The 23,273-nt window shown below is 71.8% G+C and carries 17 protein-coding genes and 1 pseudogene; 2 read left to right on the forward strand and 16 right to left on the reverse strand.

Annotated features, from left to right (window positions below; all coding sequences use genetic code 11):
* The first annotated feature begins 152 nt into the window (after positions 1–152).
* Both O7597_RS03645 and O7597_RS03650 read left to right on the forward strand, forming a co-directional pair.
* Complete coding sequence (locus O7597_RS03645; RefSeq protein ID WP_269737716.1) at positions 153–536, forward strand: hypothetical protein; 384 nt, start codon at positions 153–155, stop codon at positions 534–536.
* Between the two features lie 173 nt (positions 537–709).
* The gene (locus tag O7597_RS03650) at positions 710–1,888 is read left to right on the forward strand and encodes an ROK family transcriptional regulator (RefSeq protein ID WP_281582017.1); all 1,179 of its coding nucleotides are present in this window, start codon (positions 710–712) and stop codon (positions 1,886–1,888) included.
* Between the two features lie 37 nt (positions 1,889–1,925).
* Here O7597_RS03650 and O7597_RS03655 read toward each other — a convergent pair whose 3' ends face one another.
* The 16 genes and pseudogenes from O7597_RS03655 to O7597_RS03730 form a co-directional block, all read right to left on the reverse strand.
* Positions 1,926–2,933 carry a sugar phosphate isomerase/epimerase family protein gene (locus O7597_RS03655; protein WP_269737718.1) on the reverse strand — a complete coding sequence of 336 codons (1,008 nt, stop codon included), beginning with the start codon at positions 2,931–2,933 and terminating at the stop codon, positions 1,926–1,928.
* A gap of 250 nt (positions 2,934–3,183) precedes the next feature.
* Positions 3,184–4,905 (reverse strand): ThuA domain-containing protein, encoded by a 1,722-nt coding sequence (locus O7597_RS03660; protein ID WP_281582018.1) that lies wholly within the window; start codon positions 4,903–4,905, stop codon positions 3,184–3,186.
* An 80-nt stretch (positions 4,906–4,985) separates the two neighbouring features.
* A pseudogene (locus O7597_RS03665) lies at positions 4,986–7,827 on the reverse strand (PQQ-dependent sugar dehydrogenase).
* A gap of 252 nt (positions 7,828–8,079) precedes the next feature.
* Complete coding sequence (locus tag O7597_RS03670; RefSeq protein WP_281582019.1) at positions 8,080–9,147, reverse strand: polyprenyl synthetase family protein; 1,068 nt, start codon at positions 9,145–9,147, stop codon at positions 8,080–8,082.
* The gene (locus O7597_RS03675) at positions 9,144–10,532 is read right to left on the reverse strand and encodes a nucleotide pyrophosphatase/phosphodiesterase family protein (protein WP_281582020.1); all 1,389 of its coding nucleotides are present in this window, start codon (positions 10,530–10,532) and stop codon (positions 9,144–9,146) included. Before O7597_RS03675 ends, O7597_RS03670 begins: the two co-directional genes overlap by 4 nt.
* Complete coding sequence (gene eboE, locus O7597_RS03680) at positions 10,529–11,803, reverse strand: metabolite traffic protein EboE (protein WP_281582021.1); 1,275 nt, start codon at positions 11,801–11,803, stop codon at positions 10,529–10,531. Before eboE ends, O7597_RS03675 begins: the two co-directional genes overlap by 4 nt.
* A complete protein-coding gene (locus O7597_RS03685; RefSeq protein ID WP_281582022.1) occupies positions 11,803–12,651 on the reverse strand; it encodes a TatD family hydrolase in 849 nt (282 codons plus the stop codon). Before O7597_RS03685 ends, eboE begins: the two co-directional genes overlap by 1 nt.
* Positions 12,651–13,268 carry an EboA domain-containing protein gene (locus O7597_RS03690; RefSeq protein ID WP_281582023.1) on the reverse strand — a complete coding sequence of 206 codons (618 nt, stop codon included), beginning with the start codon at positions 13,266–13,268 and terminating at the stop codon, positions 12,651–12,653. Before O7597_RS03690 ends, O7597_RS03685 begins: the two co-directional genes overlap by 1 nt.
* Before the next feature lie 70 nt (positions 13,269–13,338).
* Entirely contained in the window at positions 13,339–14,274 is a 936-nt protein-coding gene (locus O7597_RS03695; protein WP_281582024.1) for a sugar phosphate isomerase/epimerase family protein, read from the reverse strand.
* On the reverse strand, positions 14,271–15,248 hold the full coding sequence (locus O7597_RS03700; protein WP_281582025.1) for an SCO3242 family prenyltransferase: 978 nt from the start codon (positions 15,246–15,248) through the stop codon (positions 14,271–14,273). Before O7597_RS03700 ends, O7597_RS03695 begins: the two co-directional genes overlap by 4 nt.
* On the reverse strand, positions 15,232–16,392 hold the full coding sequence (locus O7597_RS03705) for an inositol-3-phosphate synthase (protein ID WP_281582026.1): 1,161 nt from the start codon (positions 16,390–16,392) through the stop codon (positions 15,232–15,234). Before O7597_RS03705 ends, O7597_RS03700 begins: the two co-directional genes overlap by 17 nt.
* A 501-nt stretch (positions 16,393–16,893) precedes the next feature.
* Positions 16,894–18,102, reverse strand: coding sequence for a Gfo/Idh/MocA family oxidoreductase (locus O7597_RS03710; protein WP_281582027.1), 1,209 nt, complete (start codon positions 18,100–18,102; stop codon positions 16,894–16,896).
* A gap of 21 nt (positions 18,103–18,123) precedes the next feature.
* Complete coding sequence (locus O7597_RS03715) at positions 18,124–19,176, reverse strand: substrate-binding domain-containing protein (protein WP_281582028.1); 1,053 nt, start codon at positions 19,174–19,176, stop codon at positions 18,124–18,126.
* Positions 19,177–19,266: 90 nt separating this feature from the next.
* On the reverse strand, positions 19,267–20,385 hold the full coding sequence (locus tag O7597_RS03720) for an ABC transporter permease (protein ID WP_281582029.1): 1,119 nt from the start codon (positions 20,383–20,385) through the stop codon (positions 19,267–19,269).
* Complete coding sequence (locus O7597_RS03725) at positions 20,382–21,956, reverse strand: sugar ABC transporter ATP-binding protein (RefSeq protein ID WP_281582030.1); 1,575 nt, start codon at positions 21,954–21,956, stop codon at positions 20,382–20,384. Before O7597_RS03725 ends, O7597_RS03720 begins: the two co-directional genes overlap by 4 nt.
* Positions 21,953–23,131: an ROK family transcriptional regulator gene (locus tag O7597_RS03730; RefSeq protein WP_269737733.1), complete on the reverse strand. Its 1,179-nt coding sequence runs from the start codon at positions 23,129–23,131 to the stop codon at positions 21,953–21,955. The genes O7597_RS03725 and O7597_RS03730 overlap by 4 nt, the downstream gene beginning before the upstream one ends.
* Positions 23,132–23,273 lie beyond the last annotated feature (142 nt).

The following is a 23,273-nucleotide window of genomic DNA, read 5'->3' on the forward strand; positions in this document are numbered from 1 at the left end:
GACAAATCGTCATCCTGGCACAAGGAGGTATGAGCGGAGAGCAGGATGGGTAGTTAGCTGCCGACGACAGGACGCAGGCGCGAATCGATCAGTCCCGCCACCGGGCCTCCCGGGAGCGGGACGACGGCGCGTCAGGTACGAAAGGAGCCGCCATGCGCGGAAAGATCATGTTCCTTGGCGGGCTGGCTGCAGGGTTCGTCCTGGGCGCCCGTGCCGGCCGGGAGAAGTACGAGGAGCTGGTGGTCCGGGGCCGCAAGGTGCTCGACCACCCGACCGTCCAGGAGGCGGCCGGGGTCGCGCAGGCCCAGGCGAACCGCCTCTACCACGAGGGCAAGGACAAGCTCGGCAACTCCAAGCTGGGCGAGAAGTTGAACTCCAACGGCAAGGAAGCGCTCACCCCGGCCGACGACACGTTCGCCGGTACGCCGGCCACGGCCGGCAGCAAGTCGGGTTCCGGCACGTCGAGCTCCGCTTCGACGTCCACCACCCCCCGCACCAAGCCGACCGGTACCGGAGCCAACGGCAGCACGCTCTGAGCGGCACACGCTCTGAGTACCTCGGACGGGCCCGGCCACCGACCTCGGTGACCGGGCCCGTCCGTACGCCCGCCCGGCGGCCAACCGACGCGGCCAGGCGTTGACGCTGTCGGCTTCGGTTGGCCACTGGTCCGAAACACCGGCGTGGAACACTTCGTCCGGAGGTGGTCGAGATGGCCCTGGTCCGGCCGGAGAATCCGCAGCAGGCACGGTTGGTCCGGCTGCTGCGGGACGAGGGCCCCCGGTCCCGGGTGGAGCTGGGTGACCTGCTGCGCCTGTCCCGGACGGCCCTCACCACCGAACTGGACGGGCTCGTCGCCCGCGGGCTCGTCGAAACCGCCGGGCCGGCGGCGTCCCGGGGCGGGCGCCGGTCGTCGTTGCTGCGCCTCTCCGGCGGCGTGCGCTTCGCCAGCGTGGTGGTCGCCACCGACCGGGTCACCGTCGCCGTCACCGACGGCGAGCTGAACGTGCTGACCGAGACCAGCGAGGTCGCGGACGTACGCGACGGGCCGGAGCCGGTGATCGGCCGGGCCATCGAGCTGGTCGACAAGCTCCGCGCCGAGCTGGGCGTCACCGAACTCACCGGGGTCGGTGTCGCCCTTCCCGGGCCGGTCGACGGCGGCACCTCCACCGCACCGGCCGTCCTGCCTCGGTGGCAGCGCTTTCCGGTCCGGGACGCCTTCGCCGCCGAACTGGGCTGCCCGGTGCTCGTCGACAACGACGCGAACGTGCTCGCTCTCGGCGAGCGGCACGCCGGCATCGGCCGTACCGTCGAGGACTTCCTCTACGTGAAGCTCGGTACCGCGCTCGGCTGCGGGCTGGTGCTCGGCGGATCGCTCTACCGGGGCGCGACCAGTAGCGCGGGCGACATCGCGCACCTACCGCTCGGCGAGGAAGGGCCGCCCTGCGCCTGTGGGGAGACCGGTTGTCTCGAGGCGTACTGCGGCGAAGTCGGGTTGGTCCGGGCGGCGCTGGCCGTGGCCCGGTCGGACCGCTCCCCGGTGCTGGCCGCGCGCGTCGCCGAGACGGGCTCGCTCACCGTCGCGGACGTGGTCGCGGCCGCCACCGCCGGGGATCCGGCCACCCAGCTCCTCGTCCGCGACGCCGCCCGTCGGCTCGGTCGGGTGCTGGTGGGCCTGGTCAGCTTCTTCAACCCCGGCATGGTGGTGATCGGCGGCGCACCGGACGGGCTCGGCCACCTGCTGCTCTCCGAGATCCGTGGCGTGGTCTACCGACGGTCGGCGCCGCTGGCCACCGGCACCATGCCGATCGTCCTGTCCGACCTGGCGGGTCGGGCCGCCGTGGTGGGCGCGGCGTACCTGGCCAGCGAGCACGTCTTCAGCGCCGGTTGACCACGGGGGCCGGCTGCGGGCCGGCCCCCGGAGGCGTTCAGTCCTTGCTGCTGAAGGCCGCGTCGAAGGCGGCCGACGGCGCGTCGAAGGCGAGCCGGCGGACGAACTGGAGCGCCTCGGGTGCGCCGACCAGCCGGTCCATCCCGGCGTCCTCCCACTCGATGGAGATCGGGCCGGAGTAGCCGATGGCGTTCAGCGCCCGGAAGCAGTCCTCCCACGGCACGTCACCGTGGCCGGTGGAGACGAAGTCCCAGCCTCGGCGCAGGTCCGCCCAGGGCAGGTGCGAGGCCAGCCGGCCGCGACGGCCGTCACCGGTACGCACCTTGGCGTCCTTGCAGTCGACGTGGTAGATCCGGTCGGCGAAGTCGAAGATGAAGTTGACCGGGTCGAGTTCCTGCCAGACGAAGTGCGACGGGTCCCAGTTCAACCCGAACGCGGGCCGGTTGCCGATCGCCTCCAGGGTCCGCTTCGTCGTCCAGTAGTCGTACGCGATCTCACTGGGGTGCACCTCGTGGGCGAAACGCACCCCGACCTCGTCGAAGACATCGAGGATCGGGTTCCACCGGTCGGCGAAGTCCTGGTAGCCGCGTTCGATCATCTCCGGCGGCACCGGCGGGAACATCGCCAGGGTGTGCCAGATCGACGAGCCGGTGAAGCCGACGACGGTGTCCACGCCGAGCTTCGCCGCCGCGCGGGCGGTGTCCTTGATCTCCTCCGCCGCCCGCTGGCGTACCCCCTCGGGCTCACCGTCGCCCCAGATCCGGGCGGGCAGGATGCCCTGGTGCCGCTCGTCGATCGGGTGGTCGCAGACCGCCTGGCCGACCAGGTGGTTGGAGATCGTGAAGACCTGGAGGTTGTGCTTGGCGAGCGTCTCCCGCTTGCGTTCGACGTACGAGTCGTCGGCCATGGCCTTGTCGACCTCGAAGTGGTCGCCCCAGCAGGCGATCTCCAGGCCGTCGTAGCCCCACTCGGCGGCGAGCCGGCACACCTCGTCGAACGGAAGGTCGGCCCACTGGCCGGTGAACAGCGTGATCGGTCGCGCCATGTGTCCTTTTCCCCTGTCGTGTTGGGGATTCCGTTTCCTGCGGGACCGGGGCGAGGGATGACCGGAAGGGTGACGGCCTCGACGGTGCGCCGGTGGACGCGTTCGCGCCTGGGGCCGACGGGTTGCGCCTCCCGTCGACTCACCGGCCACCTCGCGGTCGCCGTCTCTCACTCTAGGCGGGTCGCGGGCGGTACGAAAGAGCCCCGGTGCGACGGGGTGACCGTCGCACCGGGGCGGTGAAGCTACCCGGTCACGGCAGCACCCAGCGCTGGTTGGCGCCGGTGTGGCAGGTCCACAGGTGCACGGCCTGCCCGTCGGCGGAACTGTTGCTCGACACGTCCAGGCACTTCCCCGAGTTCGGGTTCCGCAACGTGCCGTTGGACTGCGCCGACCAGTTCTGCGCACCGCTGCCGTTGCAGGTCCAGAGCTGGATCTTCGTGCCGTCCGCGGAGCCGGCACCGTTGACGTCCAGGCACTTGCCCAACGCCCGGATCGTCGAGTTCGGCGTCACCGTCCACGTCTGCGCCGCCGAACCGTTGCAGGTGTAGATCTGGATCTGCGTACCGTCGGCCGTACCCGCGTTACGCACATCCAGACACTTGCCGGCCAACCCGGTGATCCGGCCGGTGCGGACGTCACCGCCCGGCGGCGGGTTCGTGCCGCCGAGTTCCTTGATCCGGATGTTACGGAAGGACACGTCGTCGCCGGTGCCGTGGTTCTGGATGCCGATGTGCCCGGCCAGCGACCGGACCGGGTCGGTGTTGGTGAAGTCGTTGATCTTCGCGCCGTTCAGGAAGACCTGGAGACGCTCCCCCTCCACCAGCAGCTCGTAGGTGTTCCACTCCCCCGCCGGGTTGAGCGCGGCGTCCCGGGCGGCGAGGTCGGCGGACTTGAAGCCGTAGACCGCGCCGGTGGTGCGATCGGCGGCGTCGGTGGGGTCGATCTGCACCTCGTAGCCGTTGTTGATGGCGGAGTTCGGGTCGCTCGACGGTGGGAAGCCGATGAAGACCCCGGAGTTGTCGTCACCGGCCACCCGCCAGTCGAGCTTCAGCGAGTAGTTGGTGAACTGCTTGGCGCTGTGCCAGAACAGCCCCATCCCGCCGACCGAGGTCAGCGTGGCGTCGGAGTTGCTGAAGCTGCCCGGACCGGCCTGGGACCAGCCGCTGGTCGAGCCGTTGTAGAGGGTGGTGTAGCCGGTCTCCGGCCGGCAGTCGGCCTTGGTGCGGCCGGCCGCGTACCGGATGCCGCCGAGCAGGTGCGCCCGGAACGCCGGTTCGGCGTACGACGCCTGGGTGTGGCCGCCGCCGGTGTAGAAGGACCGACCGCCGTTGTACGTCTTGCACCAGGCGATCGGGTGGTCGGCGCCCATCACCCCGCCCGAGTACGTCGACTCGTTGAGGTTCGCCAGCACCCGCGCGTTGGCGCGGGGGTTGCTCTGGAAGTCGTACCACTCGTCGGTACGGACCCAGTTCTGCGGCAGGTGGGCGGTGGCCGCGTGGGCCCGGTTCTCCACCCGGACGGTGGCCTGCTGGATGGCCGGGTGGGAGCGGAAGTACGCGCCGACCAGGTTGCCGTAGAAGGACCAGCCGTACTCGGTGTCGGCGGCGGAGTGCACGCCGACGTAGCCGCCACCGGCGCCGATGTACGACTCGAAGGCGCTCTGCTGGCTGTTGTTGAGCACGTCGCCGGTGGTGTTGAGGAAGATCACCGCTTCGTACTGGGCGAGGTTGCCGGTGGTGAAGACGCCGGCGTCCTCGGTCGCGGTGACGGTGAAGCTGTTCGCCGCGCCCAGGTCGCGGATGGTCTGGGTGCCCACCGCGATGGAGTCGTGCCGGAAGCCGGCCGTCTTGGAGAAGACCAGCACGTCGTACGGGGCGTCGGCGGCGCTGGCCGGGGTGGCCGGGGTGGTGCAGGCGAGTACGGCGAGGGCGGCGGTGGCCAGGCCGACGGTGGTTCGGAGGAGTCTGCGCATGTCGCTCTCCCAACGATTGGTGGTGTCAGGAGGGGCCCCTGTTTTCTACCCTAGGCGTCGACCAGGGGCCCCTCCTCTGATCAGGGCAGGGTCCAGCGCTGGTTGGCGTTGGTGTGGCAGGTCCACAGGTGCACGGCCTGCCCGTCGGCGGAACTGTTGCTCGACACGTCCAGGCACTTGCCCGAACTCGGGTTACGCAACGTGCCGTTGGACTGCGCCGACCAGTTCTGGGCACCACTGCCGTTGCAGGTCCACAACTGGATCTTCGTGCCGTCCGCCGAGCCGGCACCGTCGACGTCCAGGCACTTGCCGAAGGCCCGGATCGTCGAGTTCGGCGTCACCGTCCACGTCTGCGCGGCCGTACCGTTGCAGGTGTAGATCTGGATCTGCGTACCGTCGGCCGTCGCCGCGTTGCGCACATCCAGGCACTTACCGCCCAGGCCGACGATCGGACCGGTTTCCGCCCGTGCCACCGCTGCCGGTGGTGAAGGTGAACGAGTCCAGGTCGTAGAGCGAGCCGGTCCCGGTGCCGGCGAAGGTCAGGTAGAGCGTGGTGGTGCCGGACGGCGGGTTGCTGATGGTGCCGTTGACCGTGGTGAAGGTGTCCCAGGCGCCGGTGACCGGGACGGTGGCCGAGCCGAGCACGGTGCCGGTGGCCGAGCCGGCGCGTACCTGGAGGGTGCCGCCGGAGCCGGCCGAGGAGACCCGGGCGCTGAACGACGTCACGTTGTTGATCCGGTACGGCTCGAACGCGATCCAGTCGCCGTTGTTGATGTTGCCGACGGTCTTGCCGCCCTCGGCGGCCGCCTTGTCGAAGGTGGCGATGCCGGAGGAGGTCTTGTAGTGCTCGGCCTGCCGGCTGCGGGGCTGGAGGGTGTGCTGGGTGTGCGTGGTGAGCCCGCCGGCATCGGTGTACTCGGCGTCGAAGATGGCGAAGATGTTCGCCGCGTAGTCGTGCTCCCCGTCCACCGGGATCGTGATCGAGCCTGAGCAGCCGTTGCGCGAGGTGATCTGGTGGCCGTGGCTGTCGTGGCCCAGCACGTAGGTCATCTTGACCTTGGTGCAGTCGATGGTGCCGTCCTCCGGGTCGGTCACCGTGATGCTGAACGGCACGGTGTCGCCGAAGGAGAACAGCGATCCGTTGACCGGGCCGTTGATGGTGACCGTCGGCGCGGTGTTGCCGACCCGGATCTGCACGCTGGCGGTGCCGGTGGCGCCCTGCGGGTCGCGGACGGTCAGGGTGGCGGTGTAGCTGCCGTTGGTGGTGTAGGTCTTGCTCGGGTTGGCCGCCGTGGAGGTGGTGCCGTCGCCGAACGCCCACGAGTAGGTCAACGCCCCGCCCTCCGGGTCCGACGACCCGGCCGAGGAGAAGTTCACGCTCAACGGGGCGACCCCGGAGGTCCGGTTCGCCGAGGCGACCGCCGTGGGTGCCCGGTTGCCTCCGGCGACGTAGTCGTAACGGTAGAGCGCCGAGTTGGCGTCGCCGTTGAAGTAGCCGGTGCCGTAGTCCAGCACGTAGAGGGCACCGTCGGGGCCGAATGCCATGTCCATGACCTGCTTGCCGTTCCACGGGAACGACGCGTCGATGGCGCCCACCGAGCCGTCGCTGTTGACGTGGATCGGCTTGATCCAGCCTCGGCCGAACTCACCGGCGAAGAAGAGCCCGTCGAAGCTCTGCGGCCACTTGGTGGTCGACGTCGACGCCGCGTTGTAGCGGTAGACCGGGCCACCACTCGGCGACTCGGAGCCGCCGCCGAACTCCGGCGGACTGCCGGCGTCACCGGCATAGCGGATCCAGGACGGCTTGGCGGCCGGCAGGGTGGTCAGGCCGGTGTTGCGGAACGAGTTGTTCGTCGCGCCGCCGGTGCAGTTGTACTTCGGACCGGCGGTGCCGTTGGCGAAGTTCCACTCGGCGTACGTCTCGTTGCTGGTGTTGGTGCCGGTGCAGTACGGCCAGCCGTAGAAGCCGGGGCCGGTGACCCGGTTGAACTCGACCTGTCCGCTGGGCCCGCGGGCGGAGGTGGAACCCGCGTCCGGACCGTAGTCGCCGACGTAGACGACGCCGGTCGCCTTGTCGACGCTCATCCGGAACGGGTTGCGGAAGCCCATCGCGTAGATCTCGGGGCGGGTCCGGGCGGTGCCGGGGGCGAACATGTTGCCGGCCGGGATCGAGTAGGAGCCGTTGGCGTTGACCTTGATCCGCAGGATCTTGCCGCGCAGGTCGTTGCTGTTGGCGGCGCTGCGTTGCGCGTCGTACGCCGGGTTGCGGTTGGTGCGCTCGTCCAGCGGCGAGTAGCCGCCCGAGTCGAACGGGTTGGTGTCGTCGCCGGTGGACAGGTAGAGGTTGCCCGCCGCGTCGAAGTCGATGTCGCCGCCGACGTGGCAGCACATGCCCCGGTCGGCGGGCACGTCGAGGACGTCGACCTTGCTGGACTGGTTCAGCGTGAAGTCGGCGTTGAGGGTGAACCGGGAGAGTCGGTTGACCCCCTGCCAGGCGGAGAAGTCGCTGGCGGTGGCCGGGGCGTCCCCGCTCGGGGTGGACAGTGGCGGCGCGTAGTAGAGGAAGATGTGCCGGTTGCTGGCGAAGTTCGGGTCGACGCCGATGCCCTGCAAGCCCTCCTCGTCGTGGGTGTAGACCGGGACGGTGCCGATCACCGTCGTGGTGCCGGCCGCGTCGGTGCGGCGCAGGGTGCCGTTGCGGGCGGTGTGCAGGACCGAGCGGTCCGGCAGCACCGCGAGGGTCATCGGTTCGCCGACCTCGGCCACGCCCTTGGCGAGGGTGACCTGCTGGAAGTCGCTGGCGACGATGGGGTGGGCGCGGGCCGGGGTCGGGCCGGCGATGGCGACGGTGCCGACTGTGACGACCAGGAGCAGCGCCGAAGCGCTGGTGGACCACCGTGCGGGGTGGCGGGTGGTGCGCATGGTGGACATCGCAGTGCTGTCCCTTCCTGACGAGTGCTTCTGCCAGGGCGGGGCGCGCGCCGTCGCGCCGGATGCCGTAGCGGGGGGTGCCGAGGGGGGTCCCGCGCCGCCGGTTCACCTCGACGAAACATTTCGGTGCTAGCGACGACACTAAGCGTCATTCGTCGATGTGTCTATATCTTCTGCCTGCCGGATACAGACTTTCGTCAGTTCGGTCAAAAGCCGCCCGGCGCCGCGTTGCCGCGGTGGCGCTCAGCGCTGGCGGTCGATGGCCTGGGCGGCCAGCTCCATCAGGGCGGTCCGACCCTCCGCGGAGACCTCGGTGTGTTCCAGCGCCGCCAACCCGGCCTCGGCGCGGACCTGGATCATCTGCTCGATCTTCCGGCGGGCCCCGGTGCACTCGATGATCTCGCGCAGCTCGGCGGCGCCGTCGGCGTCCAGGTCGGGATTGCCGAACAGCTCGCGCAGCCGGGCACCCTGCACCCGGTCGGCGGCGTCGCGGGCCAGCGCCATCATCACCGTCGGCTTGCCCTCGCGCAGATCGTCCAGTACGGACTTGCCGGTGACCGCCGGGTCACCGAAGACCCCCAGCACGTCGTCGCGGAGCTGGAAGGCGTCCCCGAGCGGGTCGCCGAACTCGGCCAGCGCGTCCACCAGCTCGACGGGCGCACCCGCCAGCGCGGCGCCGATCTGCAACGGCCGGGTGACCGTGTAGCGGGCCGCCTTCATCCGGATCACCGTGAGCGCGCTGGCCACCGATCCGTCGCCCACCCCGGACACCAGGTCGAGGTACTCCCCCGCGATCACCTCGGTACGCATCAGCGCGAACATGGCGTACCCCTGGTGCACCTGGTCGGGGCTGAGCCCGCACTCGTGGAACATCTGGTCCGACCAGGCGGCGCAGAGGTCACCGCAGAGCAGGGCGGTGTTGCGCCCGTACGCCTCGGGGTCGCCCCGCCACGACGACCGGGCATGCAGGTCGGCGAAGATCCGGTGCACCGACGGCTCGCCCCGGCGACGGTCGCTGCCGTCCAGGATGTCGTCGTGGATGAGCGCGAAGGCGTGGAACAGCTCAAGCGCGGCGGCGGCCGCCACGATCGGCGTACCGTCCGGGCCGCCCGCGCCGCGCCAGCCCCAGTAGCAGAACAGTGGTCGCAGGCGCTTGCCGCCGACCAGCACGAACCGGCGCAACGTGGTGAAGACGCCCCGTGGCGCGCCGTCCGGCCAGTCCGGATCCTGCCGGTCGAGGAAGGCGGTCAGCTCGGCGTCGAAGCGGGCCCGCAACCCGGCGGAATCGACAGGTGCCGCGGCGACCGTCACCGCCCCTCCGTTCCGGCCAGCTCCAGCAGCAGCCCCTTCACCTCCGTGGCGGCTATCCGGTCCCGGGCCACCGACGCGTCGGAGCAGAGCAGCACCGGCCCGTCGGCCGGATCGGCGGGCAGCCGGCCGTGTGAGCCCCGGACCGCCCGGGCGCCGGCATCCAACCCGACCACGTTCATCAGGTACCGCAGCCCGAGCTTCTTGCGAGCCAGCGCGGTGGCGGCCCGGCGCTTCGCCGCACCGGGTCCGGCCGGGTCGAAGAACAGCTCCGCCGGGTCGTACCCCGGCTTGCGGTGGATCTCCACCAGCCGGGCGAAGTCGGGCGCCCGCGCGTCGTCGAGCCAGTAGTAGTACGTGAACCAGGCGTCCGGCTCGGCCACCAGCACCAGCTCACCGGAGCGCGGATGGTCCAACCCGTGTGCCGCCTTGCCGTCGGCGTCGAGCACCTCGGCCACCCCGGGCAGCCCGGCGCAGAGCTTCGCCACCGCCGGCACGTCGGCCGGGTCACGCACGTACACGTGGGCGATCTGGTGGTCGGCGACCGCGAAGGCCCGGGAGGTCCACGGGTCGAGGTACTCCATGCCCACCTGGGTGTGCACCCGCAGCAGCCCCTCGGCGCGCAGCAGCCGGTTGACGTCCACCGGCCGGGACACCTCGGTGATGCCGTACTCCGACAGCACCACCACCGTCGCGTCGCGGGCCTGCGCGGCGTCCAGCAGCGGCGCGAGCACGCCGTCCAGCTCCGCCGCCGCGGCGGCCGACCGGGGCGAGGCCGGGCCGAAGCGTTGCAGGTCGTAGTCCAGGTGCGGCACGTACACCAGGGTCAGGTCGGGCGAGTACCCGGTGAGGATCTGCTCGGCCGCCCGGCAGATCCAGCGCGACGACGGCAGGCCCGCGCCCGGCCCCCAGTAGGTGAACAGCGGGAAGGTGCCGAGCCGCTCGGTGAGCACGTCGTGCAGCTGCGGCGGGTCGGTGTAGCAGTCCGGTTCCTTGCGACCGTCGGCGTGGTAGACCGGTCGCGGCGTGACCGTCCAGTCCACGTCCGCGCCCATCGCGTACCACCAGCAGACGTTCGCCACCGTGTAGCCGGGCCGGGCGCGGCGGGCGGCCTGCCACAGCTTCTCCCCGCCGACGAGCGCGTTGTGCTGCCGCCAGAGCAGCACCTCGCCGAGATCCCGGAAGTACCAGCCGTTGCCGACGATGCCGTGCTCGGCGGGCAGGGCGCCGGTGAGGAACGTCGACTGCACCGAGCAGGTGACCGCCGGCAGCACGGTGCCCAACTCGGCGCGGAAGCCGGTGTCGGCGACCGCGCGCAGCCGGGGCATGTGTGCCAGCAGTCGGGGCGTCAGCCCCACCACGTCGAGCACCACCAGTTGGCGACTCATGCTCTTACCGCCTTTCGCGACTGCGGGGTCAGCCCGAGGGCGACCAACTCGTCCCGGGTGAAGGCCAGTTCGGCCGCGATCCCGGCGGCCAGTTCCGCGTCGGTGCGCGGCCGACGCGCGGCCGGCAGCACCCCCCAGGTGTACGTCTCGACATCGAGGTGGTCGCACCCGGCGTCGGGACCGGTGAAGAGCGCGGCCAGCGCGGCGCGCAGCACCGGCAGGGTCGAGCCCAGCGGTGGTTCCGGTGGGGCGTGCAGCGGCACGTGGTAGTGCACCCGCCACGGTCCGGGCAGCGCGGCGGCCAGGGCGACATCGAGATCGTCGGCCGCCCAGCCCGGATCCGCCGGATCGGCGAGCCCCGGGCCGGCGGTGGGTGCGGCCCCGTTGCCGGCGGCCGGCAGGGCACCGATCGCGGCCGTCGATGCGCTGCCGGTCGCGGTGGCGCAGCCGGCGGAGCGGGTCTGGTGCAGGAAACGCGGCTCGACCCAGCGGCGCAGGGCGGCGGCGTCACCGGCCGGGTCGGTCGCCTCCAGCGCGGCGGACACCTGCACCTTGACCACCGGCAGGCCGGCGACGGCCAGCCGCTCCAGGGCGGCGGCCGGCTCCTCCCAGGCGCAGGCGAGGTGGGCCAGGTCCAGGCAGATCCCGAGCCGGTCGGTGTCCATTCCGGACAACGCGGCGACCGCCTGCGGGGTGCTCTCCACCACGCAGCCGGGCTCCGGCTCGAAACCGACCCGCACCGGCCGGCCGGTCTCCCGCTCGACGGCGGCGAGTCCGCTGGCGAGCTGGTCGAGTCGGCGACGGGCGGCCTCCGCGTGGCTGCGGTCCCACGGCGCCCGCCAGGCCAGCGGCAGGGTGGAGACCGAGCCGCGGACGGCGTCGTCGGGCAGCAGGTCGGCAAGCACCCGGGCCAGGTCGAGGGTGTACCCGAGCCGGTCGTCCGTGGTCCAGTCCGGCCGGTACACCGCCCCCTTGACCACCGGAGCCTGGAAGGCCGCGTACGGGAAGCCGTTGAGGGTGACCACCTCCAGCCCGCGTACGGTCAACTCGGTGCGCAACCGGCGACGGGCGGCCGGATCGGCGGCCAGTTCGGCGGCCACCGGGGCGGCCAGCCACAGGCCCAGGCCGAGCGGGTCGGCGCCGAGCGTCTCGCGGACCGGTACCGCGTAGCGGTCCAGTTGGGCGACGATGCCGGCGAGATCCTCGGCGGGGTGCACGTTCGTGCAGTACCCGAGGTGGACGGTGGCCCCGCCGGGATGCCGCAGCCGCATCAGCTGCCGCCGCGCAGGATCGAGTTGCCGGCGAAGGTCGGCTCCGCGCGGTCGTCGCTCAGGTCGAGTCGTCCGGACTGCCCGTAGAACTCGACCGGGTTGCGCCACAGCACCCGGTCGACGTCGTCGTCGGTGAAACCGGCACCGAGCATCGCCTCGCCGGTGGCCCGGGTGAGCAGCGGGTCGGAGCGCCCCCAGTCGGCGGCCGAGTTGACCAGCATCCGTTCGGTGCCGTACGCCTTGAGCAGCTCGACCATGCGCGGCGGCGACATCTTGGTGTCCGGATAGATGGAGAACCCGAGCCAGCAGCCGGTGTCCCGGACCAGTTTCACGGTCGTCTCGTTGAGGTGGTCGAGCACCACCCGCTGCGGCGCGATGCCGGACTCGGCGACCACCGCCAGGCTGCGCTCCACACCCCGGGCCTTGTCCCGGTGCGGGGTGTGCACCATCGCCGGCAGGTCGTGCGCCACGGCCAGGGCGAGCTGCGCGGCGAAGGCGTCGTCCTCCTCGGGCGTCATCGAGTCGTAACCGATCTCGCCGACCGCCACCACGGCGTCCTTCTCCAGGTAGCGGGGCAGCTCGTCGAGCACCGGCCGGCAGCGCGGGTCGTTGGCCTCCTTCGGGTTCAACGCGATCGTGGCGTGATGGCGGATCCCGAACTGCCCGGCCCGGAACGGCTCCCACCCGACCAACGAGTCGAAGTAGTCGGTGAACGAGCCGACGTTCGTACGCGGCTGGCCCAGCCAGAACGCCGGCTCCACCACCGCCCGCACGCCGGCGGCGGCCATCCGCTCGTAGTCGTCGGTGGTGCGCGACGTCATGTGGATGTGCGGGTCGAAGATCCGCATCACACCTCCCTGGGCTGGGGCTGGCTGGCGGCGGTGAGCCGGTCCAACAGTTCGGTGGCGTCAGCGGGCATGCTCCGGCCGGCGGCCCGGCGCTCGGCGGCCAGGGCCGCGAGCATCTCCGCCAGTTCCCCGTCCGCGCGCGCGTCGAGGTCGGCCACCGCCGCCAACGGCACACCGGTGAAGACGCACTTGAGCACGGCCTGTCGCCAGGCCGGCGGGTCGAGGTGGCGGGCGTACGGGCCGAGGGCCGCGGCGACCAACCGGGTGTCGTTGGCGCGGATCGCGTCGTGCAGCAGCGGCGTACCGGCCGCGCCGATCGGCAACATCGGCAACGCCTTGAGCACGGCCCGCTTCTCGGCGGCGTCCCCGGTGCGGTAGAGCGCCTCGGCCTGCTCGGCATGGTCGGCGGGCAGGCTGGCCAGCAGCAGGGCCCGGGCCGCCTCGTCGGCGGTCCAACCGGGCAGGTCGGGCAGGTCGTGTCGGCCGCAGCGACGGCCGGCCGCCGGGAAGAACCGCGCGATGGCGGTGGGCTCGGCCGCGACGCGGTCCAGGGCCGTGGCCAACCAGTCCGGATCGGGTACGCCCCGCAGGGCCACCCGCAGCTCGTCCGCTGTCATCGCGTCTCCTCCCTCGTCCGCCGCCGTCGACGGCCGTGGCGGTGCTACCGCGTGCGTCCTGTGCTCTGCTTCACTCCACGCGTCGGTCGTCGTTCGGGTTGCGGATGCCTGGTGGTGCGCCGGTTGAAGCAGAGCAAAGGGCCTGCGGCGAGGCGGCGGCGCGCAGGAACTCCAGCGAGTGGGCCGCGACGGTGGGTGCGGCGTGCGAGTGTCGGGGCAGCTCGACCGCCACCAGGCCCCGGTAGCCGATCTCGCGCAGCGCGGCCAGCACCGGCGGGAAGTCGATCTCACCCGCGCCGAACTCCAGGTGTTCGTGCACCCCGCGCCGCATGTCGTCGATCTGCACGTTGACCAGGTGTGCAGCCACGTCACGGACACAGTCGGGTACCGGCCGCGGCTCCAGGCACCGGCAGTGTCCGATGTCGAGGGTGATGCCGAGGCGGGCCGGTGAGCCGAGGGCGGCGTGCAGCCGACGCCAGTCGGCGATGTCCTCGACCAGCATGCCCGGTTCCGGTTCGAACCCCAGCGTCACCCCGACGGCTTCGGCCGCCTCGACGACGGCCGCGCAGCCGGCGACCAGGCGGTCCCAGGCCACCGTCGGGGTGACCGTGTCCGGCCGGACACCGGCCCAGAACGAGACCGTCTCGGCGCCGAGATCGGCGCCGATCGCCACTGCCCGGCGCAGGAACTCGATCCGGCGCGTGGGGTCGTCGTGCAGCAGCGTCGGGGCGTGCTTGTGCCAGGGGTCCAGCAGGAACCGCGCACCGGTCTCGATCACCAGACCGAGGTTGAGGTCGGCGAGCCGGCGAGCGACGGCGTCGACGCGCACCGCCAGTCCCGGCGCGAACGGGTCGAGGTGATCGTGGTCCAGGGTGAGCGCGACACCGGAATAGCCGAGGTCGGCGATGACCGCGAGCGCGTCGTCGAGGCGGTGGTTGGCGAAACCGTTGGTCCCGTACCCGAAGCGCAGTTCGTCGGCGGACGTGTCGGTGCCGGCGGCCGTCATGTCGGTGACACCTTGCGGGCCAGCCGCCGGCCCAGCGGCGCGGCTGCCGCCACCGCCAGTCCGAGCAGTCCGGACCCGGCGCGGGCGGTCAGCGCCCCCTGCAGGGCCGGCAGGCCGGTGATGCCGGCGCCGACCGCCGAACGGACCCGTGCGGCGGCGGGCTGGGCCACCACCCGGGCCTGCGCGGTGCCGTAGCGGACGGCGTACCAGACGGCGAGAACGGCGGGCAGCGCCACCGCCGCGGCACCGAGAACACGCCGACCGTTTTCGACGTCGCCGGTTCGCTCACCGTCGGTGCGGACGACAGGGGCGCGTCGGCCGGACCTCGCCGGGCCATCGGCCCGGAAGACGCTCGCGGTTAGCCGGCGGTCGGGCGGGAGCGCGGCGCTCGCGGCGACCAGGGCGGTGCCGGCGAGGGTGCGCAGCGGCAGGGCCCGGTCGGTGCCGCTGACCTCCCGGCGGGACAGCGCGGTGACGGTCCAGGTGTGCGCGGCGACGGTGACCGCCGCCGGCAGGGCCCGCGCCGTCCGGCCCCCGGCGGCGCCCAGCAGCACGTCCAGCCCCCGGCAGGTGGCCATCACCGCGGGACCGGCGGCGGTGTTCTTGGCCGCGAGGTCGTACCCCCACACGGCGGCCGCCAGCGGTAACGCGACGGCGGTGGCCCGCCGGCCGCCGGCCGCGGCGGCGAGCCCGACACCGGCGACGGTCAGACCGGTGGCCAGGCCGACCGCGAGGCCGGGGCTGACCCGGCCGCTCGGTATCGGCCGCTCGGGGCGTTCCACGGCGTCCAGCTCGCGGTCGGCCCAGTCGTTGGCGGCCATGCCGGCCCAGTACAGCAGCACCGACGCGGCGGCGAGGGCGGGGGTACGCGGACCGAGGGCGCCGGCCGCGGCGGCACCGGCGACCACGTCACCGGGCACGGAGAGCGCGGCCGGGGCACGGACCAGCTCGGCCAGGTCAGCCACGCGCGGCATCGGTGTCTCCGGCGTCGAGGCTGTCCGCGAACGCGCACAGCCGGGTCCACTGGTCGGCCAGCGAGTGGGTCACGGTGCCGAGCGGGTCCTTGAAGAAGAAGGCCAGGTCGTCGAGCGGACCGGTACGGCCGGCGGCGTGCGCGGCGCCGGTGAGCCGGGCCAGGTCGAGCACGAGCGGGGCGGCCAGCGCCGAGTCGCAGCCGTGCCAGGTGAACTCCAGCCGCATCCCGGTGCCCAGGAAACCGGCGAAGGTGATCAGATCCCAGGCGGTCTTGAAGTCACCGAGTTCCTCGACGTAACCGATCCGGGTGTCGCCCTGCGGCAGGTAGCCGAGCGTCTCGCCGAGCACCCGTTGTTTGCTGCGCACCTTCGCGGCGTTGGCGTCGGGATCGGCCAGGGTGGCGCCGTCACCACCGCCGAGCAGGTTGAGCCCGGACCAGGACCGGACGGCGAGGTGGCGCATCGCGAACATCGGGGCGAGCACCGACTTGAGCAGGGTCTCGCCGGTCTTGCCGTCGTGGCCGGCGTACGGCACGCCGTGGCGCTCGGCCAGTGCGGTCAGCGCCGGCAGCCGCAGCCCGGTCGACGGGGTGAAGTCGACGTAGGGGCAGTCCGCCGTGACGGCCGCGTACGCGTACAGCGAGCTGGGTGGCAGCACCTCGTCCGGCCCGCCGAGGGCGTCGCGCAGCGCGTCCGGATCGGCGTGCCCGGGATGTGCCGGCGGAGTCGGTTCGGTGGCGGCGACGTTCACCATCACCACCCGGGCCAGTTCGTGTCGCTGGCGGAAGGCGGTGAGGTCGCGGACGATCGCGGTGGCCCGGTCGGCCTGGGTTCCGCCGGTGGGAGCGGGGCGTAGCTCGCGTTCCACGGCGGCCAGTTCCTCGGGCAGCGCGGCAACCAGGCGGGCCGGCAGCACACCGGCGTCAGCGAGCGCCTCGGCGCGCTTGGCGATCGGCGTGGCGACCACGTCGTGGCCGCCGAAGACCAGGTCGGCGAAGCCCGGTAGGGCGGGGGTGCTGACCCCGGGCAGTTCGGTGACGCAGCCGGTCGGCCCGGTCAGCCCGGCACGCAGCGCGAGCGCCCCGACGATGCTGGTGGTCGCGACCGAGCCACGCGCCCCCACCAGCCAGACACCTGTACGCATAGCGCTCCTTCCGGTGCCCAGGAAACCGACATGCATCGATTGAACCTTGATATCAGGGAAAAGCCGAAAAAGATACGGGTTATGCCGATGCGCCCCGTCCGCCGCCCGCTCCGGTGCGACTCGCCGGCCGGCGTCGAGGTCGGCGGCGACGACGCCGGGCCGGCGTACCGGATGGGTCGGACGGACGGGGCTGGCAGGCAGGGACAGTCGGCGTCTCGCCCCTGCCTCCCCCGCATCCGGCCCGGTCGGGACGACGATGTCCCGACCGGACGACTCGTCGGACGCGGTCCGCCTGGCGGCGGGAGTCTCCAGGTGGACGTTCGGTGCACCGCTCGATGGGCGGCGGCCCTCCGGTGCTGCCGGGGAATCCCGGTCCGGCCGCACCGGAGGAACCGCATTGCTCGTGCCGCCGGTCGCCCGGGGCACGACCTCCGGACCCGACCCGTACCGGCCACGGGGCGCAACCGTGGCCGGCCCTCGCCGGTCGGCTCCGGAGGTGGTTCAGGCGGCGACCGGCGCCAGTGACGGCTCCACTGCGGCCCAGGACGAGCCCAGTTCGGCCGAACGGGTCACCGCGTCCAGCACCAGTTGCACCTGCAACGCCTCGGCGAACGAGGGCGACGGGTCGGTGCCGGTCGCCACCGCCTCGATGAAGTCGCGCATCTGGTGGGTGAAGGAGTGCTCGTACCCGATGATGTGCCCCGGCGGCCACCAGGCCGACAGGTACGGGTGCTCGGCCTCGGTCACCAGGATCCGGCTGAACCCCTGCTCGGCGGCGGGCCGGGTGGCGTCGAGGAACTCCAGCTCGTTGAGGCGTTCCAGGTCGAAGGCGACACTGCCCAGCGACCCGTTGATCTCCACGCGGAGCGCGTTCTTGCGTCCGGTGGCGAACCGGGTCGCCTCGTACGTGGCGAGTGCCCCGCCGTCCAGCCGGGCCACGAAGATCGCCGCGTCGTCGACGGTGACCGGGCCGGTGGCGGCCCCGGCCCCGTCGGCCTGCGCCGCCAGCCCGCTCGACTCGGCCGGCAACGGCCGCTCCTTGACGAAGGTCTCGGTCACCGCGCTGACCCCGCTGATCAGCTGTCCGGTGACGTACTGGGTCAGGTCGATGATGTGCGCGCCGATGTCACCCAGCGCACCGGAGCCCGACACCTCCTTGCGGAGCCGCCAGACCAGGGGGAACTGCGGGTCCACGATCCAGTCCTGCAGGTAGGTGGCCCGGACGTGCCGGATCTCGCCGAGCCGCCCGTCGGCGATGAGCTGGCGCATCAGCGCCACCGCGGGCACCCGTCGGTAGTTGAAGCCGCACATCGACCGCGCTCCGCCGGCCCGGGCGGTGGCTGCCGCGGCGGCCATCTCCCGCGCCTCGGCGACCGTGTTGGCAAGTGGCTTCTCGCACAGCACGTGCTTGCCCGCGGCGAGCGCGGCCAACGCGATCTCGGCGTGGCTGTCACCCGGTGTGCAGATGTCGACCACGTCGATGTCCGGGCGGTTCACCAGTTCCCGCCAGTCCGTGGTGTGCTCCTGCCAGCCGAGCCGGTCGGCGGCCTCGGCCACCTTCGCGGAGTCCCGGCCGCAGATGAGCGCCATCCGGGCCCGCGCCGGCAGGTCGTACACCCGGTTCACGGTCCGCCACGCCTGCGAGTGCGCGGCGCCCATGAACGCGTAGCCGACCATGCCGACCCGCAGTTCGTTGTTTGTCGTGGACAAGGTGGGTCTCCCCCCGTTGTGTCAGAACCCGAGCTTGAGGTAGTCGCTCGCGTTCTCCTTGGTGATCGTTTCGGAGGCGAGGACAATCTCCTTGGGAACCTGGAGTTCCACCAGGTCGGACATTCCCCGACCCTGGCCGATGAGGCGGGCCAGCGAGATCGCCGAGGACGCCATCGACGGGCTGTAGGTCACCGTGGCCTTCAGCACCGTGTTGTCGGCCAGGATGTCTTCCATCGCCTTCTTCGAGCCGGCGCCGCCGACCATGAAGAACTCGTTGCGGCTGGCCTGGCTGATCGCGGCCAGCACGCCGATGCCCTGGTCGTCGTCGTGGTTCCAGATCGCGTCGATCTTCGGCTCCGCCTGCAACAGCTGGCTCGCCTCCTGCTGACCGGAGTCCGCGGTGAACCGTGCCGCCCGGCGGTTCTTCACCTTCAGGCCGTGCTGGGCCAGGGTGTCGTTGAAGCCCTGGGTGCGCTCCTGGGTCAGCTCCAGCTCGTCCATTCCGGCGATCTCGGCGATCACCGGGTTGCTCACGCCCTTGGCCTTGAGCTGCTCGACGATGAAGGTGGCCGCCGAGACGCCCATGCCGTAGTTGTCGCCCTTGATCTGCAGGCGGTACGCCTTCGCGTCGGGGAAGGCCCGGTCCAGGTTGACCACCGGGATGCCGGCCGCCATCGCCTCCAGCCCGAACGAGTTCAGCTCCTTGCCGTCGTGCGGCAGCAGCACGATCACGTCGGGCTTCTGCGAGATCAGGGTGGACAGCGCGGCCCGCTGGGCCGCCGCGTCCGCACCGGCCTCGACCGTCTTGAACTCCACGTCGGAGTACGCGGCGGCCTGCGACTTGGCGTTGTTGGTGATCGCGGCGATCCAGCCGTGGTCGGCGGCCGGCGCGGAGAAGCCGATGGTCACCTGCTTGCCGGGCTCGGCGTTGGCGTTGCCGTCGGCCGCCTTGGTCTGCGCCTCGGTCGGTGACTGCTCGTTGCTGGTACAACCGGCGAGCAGTACGCCGGCGCCGACGGCCGCCCCGCCGAAGAGCAGCCGGCGCCGCGACATGTCGCGACTGTGCTGGGTCATGACGACCTCCTGGTTATTCACTGGTGGTGATTTCGGGTGTACGAGGCCCGGCCACCGTCGGTTGCGCGGGTGGCCCGGATGCAGCGATGGTCAGCTCGTGGTGAGCCGGTTACGACGGAAGAACTGGGAGAGACTGCCGAACTGGATCTGCTGGATCAGGACGGCGGCGACGATGATGCCGCCCTTGACCATGTTCTGTGCCTCGGTGGAGAGACCGTTGATGGCGAAGAGGTTGGTGATGGTGGCGAAGATGATCACACCGAGCAGGGAGCCGACGATGGTGCCCCGCCCGCCGCTGAGCAGCGTGCCACCGATGATCACGGCGGCGATCGCGTCCAGCTCGTAGAGGTTCGCCATCGCCGCCTGGGCCGAGGTGGCCTGCGCGGTGAGCATGATGGCGGCGATGCCGCAGCACAGGCCGGACAGCGCGTACAGCAGCAGGGTGTGCAGCTTGACGTTGATGCCGGCCAGTCGGGCGGCCTCCGGGTTGCCGCCGACGGCGACCGTGCGCCGGCCGAAGGTGGTGCGGTTCAGCAGCACCCAGCCCGCGGCCACCACGGCGGCCAGGATGTAGACCAGCAGCGGAATGCCGAGCAGATCGGTACTGGCGATGCCGTTGATGGTGCTGTTCTGCGAGATCTGCGTCTGCTTCTGGGAGATCTCGGCGGCCAGTCCGCGTGCGGCGACCAGCATGGCCAGCGTCGCGATGAACGGCACCAGCCGCCCGTACGCGATGAGTGTCCCGTTGACCAGGCCGACCGCCACCCCGACGATGATCGCGGTGAAGATCATTCCGCCGGCGCCGAAGCTCTGGGTCGCCACCGTGGTGCACCAGACCCCGGCCAGCGCCACGATCGCGCCGACCGAGAGGTCGATGCCACCCCCGATGATCACGAAGGTCATCCCGACGGTGACCACGCCGACCACCGAGGCGAGCTTGAGGATGCTGAGCATGTTCGCCCAGACCCAGTCCGGGTTGGAGTACAGGTCCGAGCGGGTGGCCGCACCGATCACGAAGAGTGCCAACAGCACCCCGATCAGGGCGAGATTCCGCTTGGCGCCCTCACCGCCGTCACCGTGCCACCAGGAGAGGCCGCCGGTGGGGCCCGCCGTGGCGGTCGGCGTGGCGTGCCCCGCCGCCTCGGTCTCGGCCGGGTCCACCGGCGGCGACTGCGCCGGCAGCTTGGTCGTGGGCGGACTATCGGTCATGCCGCTGCGCCTTCCGTCAGGGACCCCGCCATGACGAGGTCGAGCACCGTGGGTTCGTCGAGTTCGTCGGCGGGGGCGGTCCGGACGACCCGCCCTTCCCGCATCACCAGCACCCGGTCGGCCAGGCCGAGCACCTCGGGCACCTCGCTGGAGACCAGCAGCACACCGACGCCCTGGGCGGCGAGCTGGCGGATCACCTGGTACAGCTCGGCCCGGGCACCGACGTCCACCCCCCGGGTGGGCTCGTCGAGCAGCAGCAGCTTCGTGTCGCCGAGCAACCAGCGACCGACCACCACCTTCTGCTGGTTGCCGCCGGAGAGCGTGCGTACCGCCCGGCGGACGTCGCGCGGGCGCATCTCCAGGCTCTCGGCGATCCGGTCGGCCTCCGTCCGCTCCCGACCCATGTCGGTGAACCCGAAGCGGGCGTAGCGAGCGAAGGTGGCGAGGGTGACGTTGCGGTAGATCGGCTCACCGAGCAGCAGCGCCTGGCTCTTGCGCTCCTCGGGAGCCATGCCCATGCCGGCTTTGACCGCCGCGCCGACGCTGCCGGGCCGCAGTGCCCGGCCGGCCATCCGCACCGAACCGGCCTCGGCCGCCCGCGCACCGTAGATCGTCTCCAGTAGTTCGGAGCGGCCCGAGCCGACCAGGCCCGCGATGCCGACGATCTCTCCCGCCCGGACGGTGAGTGACACGTCGGCGAACTCGCCGGTACGGGTCAACCCGTCGACCTGGAGCAGTTCGTCGCCGACCACGGTTTCGGCGGGGCGGTCCGGGAAGACGTACTCGATGTCGCGGCCGGTCATTCGGGAGACCAGGTCACTGGTCGGGGTCTCCTGGGCCGGCAGGTTCGCCGCGGTGGTCCGGCCGTCCTTGAGTACGGTCACCCGGTCGCCGATCTCGCGGATCTCCTCCAGCCGGTGGGAGATGTAGATGACCGCGATGCCCTGCGCGGTCAGCTCGCGGATGATCCGGAAGAGGTTCTCCACCTCGTCGTGGGCGAGCACCGCGCTCGGCTCGTCCATGATGATCAGCCGGGCCTCGTGGGACAGTGCCCGGGCCATGCTGACCACCTGCTTACCGGCCGACGGCAGGGCCCGCACCATCCGACCCGGTGGGATCTCGGCGTGACCGAGCCGGCCGAGGATCTCGCGGGTACGGCCGGCCATGTGGCCCCGGCGGATGAAGCCGAGCCGGCGGGGCTCGTGCCCCAGGAAGACGTTCTCCGCCACCGACAGGTCCCCGACCAGGTCGAGTTCCTGGTAGATGGTGGCGATCCCGGCGCGCATCGCGGCCTGCGGGTTGGCGAAGGCGACCCGTCCGCCGCACCACTCGACGTGACCGGAGTCCGGCCGGTGCACCCCGGCGAGCACCTTGATCAGGGTGGACTTGCCGGCACCGTTCTGCCCGAGCAGGCAGTGCACCTCGCCCGCGCGTACCTCGAGTTGCACCCCGTCCAGGGCGCGTACGCCCGGGAAGGTCTTGACCACGTCGGTCAGGCGTAGCACCACCTCGCCGGTGGTCGTCTCGACCGGCGCGCCGCCGGTCCCGCTCACGGCCTCGTGCCCGGTCATGCCGCCTCCCCGAAGGCCAGGTCGCTGGCGAGCACCGCGGCGCCGGCCACGCCGGCCCGTGGGCCGAGTTCGGAGAGCACCACCGGCAGGTTGCCGGTGGCCAGCGGCAGCGACCGGCGGTACACGACGCTGCGGATCTCGGCGAGCAGGATGTGCCCGAGCTGGGCGAGCCCGCCGCCGATCACGATCATCGAGGGGTTGGTGAAGCTGACCAGTCCGGCGAGCACGCCGCCGACCCGTCGGCCGCCCTCGCGGATGAGCTGGATGCAGGTCACGTCCCCTTCGAGGGCCCCGGCGGCGACGTCGAGCGCGGTGACGTCACCGTTGACCTCCAGCCGTTCGGCCAGGGCGGGTGAGGTACCGGCACGCGCGGCGGCGACGGCGTCCTTGGCCAGGGCCGCGCCGCTGAAGAGCGCCTCCAGGCAGCCGGCGTTGCCGCAGGAGCAGATCGGACCCTGCGGATCGACCTGGATGTGGCCGATGTCGCCGGCACACCCGTCGGTGCCCCGGTAGACGTCGCCGCTGAGGTAGATCCCGCAGCCGACACCCGTGCCGATCTTGACGAAGAGGAAGTCGTCGACCGAGTGGGCCACCCCGCCGTGCCGCTCGCCGATGGCCATGATGTTCACGTCGTTGTCGACCACCGCCGGGCAGCCGTGCTCGCGGGTGAGCAGCTCGCGGACGGGGAAGCGGTCCCAGCCGGGCATGATCGGCGGCGAGACCGGCACTCCGTCACGGAAGCTGACCGGGCCGGGTACGCCGATGCCGACCGCGTCGAGTCGCTCGTAGACACCGTCCACCCGGGCCTTGTGCAGCAGCTCGTTGACGCGCTGGAGGGTCGCCTTGGGGCCGGAGCGGATGTCGGCCGCCTCCGCGTACGCCGCGACCGGCTCCAGTCGGCCGTTGACGACCTCGACGTCGATCGAGCTGGCGCCCAGGTCGACGGCCGCGAAGCGCAGCTCCGGACTCAACTCGACAAGCGTCGACCGCCGCCCGCCCCGGGAGGCCGCCTTGCCCGCCTCCGCCACGTAGCCGAGGGCGACCAGCCGCTCCAGCTCGGCGAGCAGTCGGGGTCGGGGCATCTCCAACCGGTCGGCGAGTTCGGCCCGCGACAGCGCTCCCTCGTCGCGCAACAACCGCAACAGCCGGACGTGCAGGGGGTCGGCGTTGGGCACGGGCTCACCTCTCCCACCGGGGTGTGCACATCGACGATCTGCCGATGTGTGGTGCCCGACACAGTAGGAGGCTTCGGCGTGCGCTGTCCAGACCTTAGGGCATTCTGACGTCAACTTTTGCCTGATCTAGCAAAAGTTTCGG

Source organism: Verrucosispora sp. WMMC514, assembly GCF_027497295.1.
In the GTDB taxonomy this organism is placed as follows: domain Bacteria; phylum Actinomycetota; class Actinomycetes; order Mycobacteriales; family Micromonosporaceae; genus Micromonospora; species Micromonospora palythoicola.

Bases quoted from the DNA above. Each gene is read 5' to 3' on its own strand.
- O7597_RS03700 (WP_281582025.1), bottom strand. From the start codon at position 15,248: ATGCCGCGCGTGGCTGACCTGGCCGAGCTGGTCCGTGCCCCGGCCGCG.
- O7597_RS03690 (WP_281582023.1), bottom strand. From the start codon at position 13,268: ATGACAGCGGACGAGCTGCGGGTGGCCCTGCGGGGCGTACCCGATCCG.
- O7597_RS03645 (WP_269737716.1), top strand. From the start codon at position 153: ATGCGCGGAAAGATCATGTTCCTTGGCGGGCTGGCTGCAGGGTTCGTC.
- O7597_RS03675 (WP_281582020.1), bottom strand. From the start codon at position 10,532: ATGAGTCGCCAACTGGTGGTGCTCGACGTGGTGGGGCTGACGCCCCGA.
- O7597_RS03705 (WP_281582026.1), bottom strand. From the start codon at position 16,392: ATGCGTACAGGTGTCTGGCTGGTGGGGGCGCGTGGCTCGGTCGCGACC.
- O7597_RS03715 (WP_281582028.1), bottom strand. From the start codon at position 19,176: ATGACCCAGCACAGTCGCGACATGTCGCGGCGCCGGCTGCTCTTCGGC.
- O7597_RS03650 (WP_281582017.1), top strand. From the start codon at position 710: ATGGCCCTGGTCCGGCCGGAGAATCCGCAGCAGGCACGGTTGGTCCGG.
- O7597_RS03655 (WP_269737718.1), bottom strand. From the start codon at position 2,933: ATGGCGCGACCGATCACGCTGTTCACCGGCCAGTGGGCCGACCTTCCG.
- eboE (WP_281582021.1), bottom strand. From the start codon at position 11,803: ATGCGGCTGCGGCATCCCGGCGGGGCCACCGTCCACCTCGGGTACTGC.
- O7597_RS03685 (WP_281582022.1), bottom strand. From the start codon at position 12,651: ATGCGGATCTTCGACCCGCACATCCACATGACGTCGCGCACCACCGAC.
- O7597_RS03725 (WP_281582030.1), bottom strand. From the start codon at position 21,956: ATGACCGGGCACGAGGCCGTGAGCGGGACCGGCGGCGCGCCGGTCGAG.
- O7597_RS03695 (WP_281582024.1), bottom strand. From the start codon at position 14,274: ATGACGGCCGCCGGCACCGACACGTCCGCCGACGAACTGCGCTTCGGG.
- O7597_RS03660 (WP_281582018.1), bottom strand. From the start codon at position 4,905: ATGCGCAGACTCCTCCGAACCACCGTCGGCCTGGCCACCGCCGCCCTC.
- O7597_RS03720 (WP_281582029.1), bottom strand. From the start codon at position 20,385: ATGACCGATAGTCCGCCCACGACCAAGCTGCCGGCGCAGTCGCCGCCG.